At 63.1% G+C, this 3,140-nt stretch carries 3 protein-coding genes; all 3 read left to right on the top strand.

Going from position 1 to position 3,140, the window contains the following annotated elements; genetic code table 11:
• Positions 1-282 precede the first annotated feature (282 nt).
• On the top strand, positions 283-546 hold the full coding sequence (locus ACFQDM_RS15145; protein WP_377380475.1) for a type II toxin-antitoxin system RelB/DinJ family antitoxin: 264 nt from the start codon (positions 283-285) through the stop codon (positions 544-546).
• A gap of 240 nt (positions 547-786) precedes the next feature.
• Positions 787-1,605 (top strand): chromate resistance protein ChrB domain-containing protein, encoded by an 819-nt coding sequence (locus ACFQDM_RS15140; RefSeq protein WP_377380473.1) that lies wholly within the window; start codon positions 787-789, stop codon positions 1,603-1,605.
• Positions 1,605-2,972 carry a chromate efflux transporter gene (gene chrA, locus ACFQDM_RS15135; protein WP_377380477.1) on the top strand — a complete coding sequence of 456 codons (1,368 nt, stop codon included), beginning with the start codon at positions 1,605-1,607 and terminating at the stop codon, positions 2,970-2,972. Before ACFQDM_RS15140 ends, chrA begins: the two co-directional genes overlap by 1 nt.
• Positions 2,973-3,140 lie beyond the last annotated feature (168 nt).

Here is a 3,140-nt window from a genome sequence, read left to right as displayed (position 1 = left end):
AAAAAAAATTATGCCGTTCTTTGTGCATCTTGCATATGCGTAGCTGTGACAGACATTTCAATAAAAAGCTTATAATGTAATATATGTTTCACTATGTGTGTTTTTTTCTGTGTACTATCAGATAGTTGTGAACTATCAGACTGTACTCCATGTCCTCTATATCCTGTTAGTTCTCTGCGTTCTTCCGGTTCTCCCGGGATGGTTCGGAAGGGGTGGATTGCAACAAGCGCCTGCTGTTCTTTATTATGTAGCCACAATGTAGCTACAACGAGAGAGAACATTATGGCTGGTGCTGATGCAGTTGTTCGGGCGAGAATTGACCTGTCGACGAAGCAAGAAGCGACCATGCTGTTTCGGCAGATGGGGATCACCGTATCGGATGCGATCCGCATGATGCTGGTTCAGGCTGTGGCGGAGAAGGCACTTCCCTTCGAGGTCAGAGTGCCCAACGCTGAGACCGTTGCAGCGCTTCAGGATTCTCGAAACGGGATCGTCACCCGTGCAGCATCGGTGGATGACCTTTTTGCAGAAGATGACGAAGACTAATCTAACGTCCAGACCCGCTACATAAGATAAGAATTCGGTTTTATGCGGCAGAAAACCCCGGCGCGAGAGATCGTGCCGGGGTTGTGCGTTCAAGGGCTCCGGGGACAGGCCCGCTAAGGGGCTGCCTGCTTGACCTTGGCATCCGCCACAATCTATTTCCGACCCATGGGGCCTGCGACCGCCCCACGAGGCGTCAGCTGAAGTTCGCGTTCCACTGAAACCTTCACGGGAGGAACGCCCATGCCTGCGCCCAATGCGATTTCCGTCGACAAACTTGCCCGCATCATCGGCACGCCCCGCGCCCCGGTCATTCTGGATGTCCGGTCCGAGACCGACTTCGCCGCCGATCCGAGCCTGGTGCCGGGGGCCATCCGCGCCGATGACCGCGCACTCGCTGATCTTCCGGCGTTGCCGCCTGGTCCTGTCCTCGTGCTGTGCCAGGCGGGTCATCGCCGCAGTCAGGGCGCAGCGGCATGGCTGCGCGCGGAAGGCCGCCAGGCCGAATATCTTGATGGTGGTTTTGTCGCGTGGCGAGAGGCGGGTCTGCCGCTGATCCAGACAGACCACCTCCCCCCACGCGACGGGCAGGGCCGCACGGTCTGGGTCACCCGCGCACGACCCAAGATCGACCGCATTGCCTGCCCCTGGCTGATCCGCCGCTTTGTCGATCCCCGCGCAGTGATCCTGTTCGTGGCGCCCTCCGAGGTATCGGGCGTCGCCGAGCGCCATGAGGCCGCGCCCTTCGACATCGAGGACGTCTTCTTCAGCCACAGGGGCGATCTGTGCAGTTTCGACGTGATGCTGGCTGAGCTGGGCCTGTCCGTTCCGGCGCTGGACCGATTGGCCGTGATCGTTCGGGCTGCCGATACGGCACGGCTGGACCTGGCGCCCGAAGCAGCGGGGCTGCTGGCCGTCTCCCTTGGCCTGTCGCGCATGTATGCCGACGATCTGGAACAGTTGGAGGCGGGGATGCTGGTCTATGACGCGCTCTATCGGTGGGCGCGTGACGCGACCGGCGAGACCCACAACTGGCCCACCAACAAGCCGAGGGCAGAATGATGCAGACCCGCCCCTATCCGACCTTGGCCGAGGCCACCCGTGTCTGGGCGCGGATCGGCCTGCTGAGTTTCGGCGGTCCTGCGGGACAGATCGCCCTGATGCACCGCATTCTGGTCGAGGAACAGAAATGGCTGGGCGAGCGGCGGTTCCTGCACGCTCTGAATTACTGCATGCTGCTACCCGGCCCCGAGGCCATGCAGCTGGCCGTCTATATCGGCTGGCTGATGCACCGGACGCTTGGCGGCATCATCGCCGGGTTGCTGTTCGTGCTGCCCGGCGTCGTGGCGATCATGAGCCTGTCGTGGGTCTATGCGATCTGGGGCGATACCGGCGCGCTGGAGGGGCTGTTCTTCGGCCTCAAGGCTGCGGTGCTGGCAATCGTCGTGCAGGCGGTGATCCGCATCGGGTCGCGCGCGCTGAAGAACCGCACGATGATCGGCATCGCTGCGGCCTCGTTCCTAGCGATCTTCGCCTTTGGCGTGCCGTTTCCAGTCATCATCCTCACGGCAGCGCTGGTGGGCTTCGTCGGCGCCCGTGCGGGTCTGGCGGCGTTCCAAGGCGGCGGCGGGCATGGCAAGATGGGCGGCACCCAAGTGGCCGATGCAGACACCCTGCTAGGTGAGGGCACGCCCGACCATACCCGTGTCAGCGCCGGGTGGGCGGCGCGCATATCGGCGGTGTTTCTGGGGCTGTGGCTGCTGCCCGTGGCAGCGCTGTTCCTGATCCTCGGCCCGGAAAACGTGTTCTCGCAGATCGCCGGGTTCTTCAGCGTGATGGCGGTGGTGACCTTCGGCGGAGCCTATGCCGTGCTGGCCTATGTCGCCCAGCAGGCGGTCGAGACCTATGGCTGGCTGGCTCCCGGAGAGATGCTGGACGGGCTGGGCATGGCGGAGACCACGCCGGGGCCGCTGATCATGGTGACCCAGTTCGTGGGCTTCATGGGGGCGCTGCGCGAGGCGGGCGGTATGCCGCCGCTGCTGGCCGCGACGTTGGGCGGGCTGCTGACCACCTGGGTCACGTTCCTGCCCTGCTTTCTGTGGATCTTCCTGGGCGCGCCCTTCATCGAACGCCTGCGCGACAACCACGCCCTGACGGCGGCGCTGACGGCGGTGACGGCGGCGGTGGTGGGGGTGATCCTGAACCTGGCGCTGTGGTTCGGGCTGCACGTGCTGTTCGGCCAGCTGCGTCCTGTCACCAGCCTTGGGCTGGATATGGACCTGCCGGTCTGGGGAACCTTGGACGTCGCCGCGCTGGCGCTGGTCATCGTCGCCATTCTGGCCGTGTTCCGCTTGAAGCTGGGCGCCGTCACTGTGCTGGCGATCTGTGCCTTTGGCGGGCTGGCCCTACGATTGGCAGGGATCGTTTGAAAAGGCTCTCCTTGGTGGTGAGTGTTTTATGGCAAGAAATGGAACCGTAATTTTTTACACTCGCCACGCCCTTCCGATCCCCGGCCCGCAGCGCCCCCGCAAGGCTGGCAAGGGCCGGGGATCGAGCTGCCACAGGCGGCTTCTTTTGTCCTGGGCGCGACGGCTGAG

It is taken from the genome of Ponticaulis profundi (assembly GCF_042659465.1).
GTDB lineage: Bacteria > Pseudomonadota > Alphaproteobacteria > Caulobacterales > Hyphomonadaceae > Ponticaulis > Ponticaulis profundi.
Note: the sequence above shows the minus strand (reverse complement) of the source record. Positions and strands in the feature narration are given on the sequence as shown.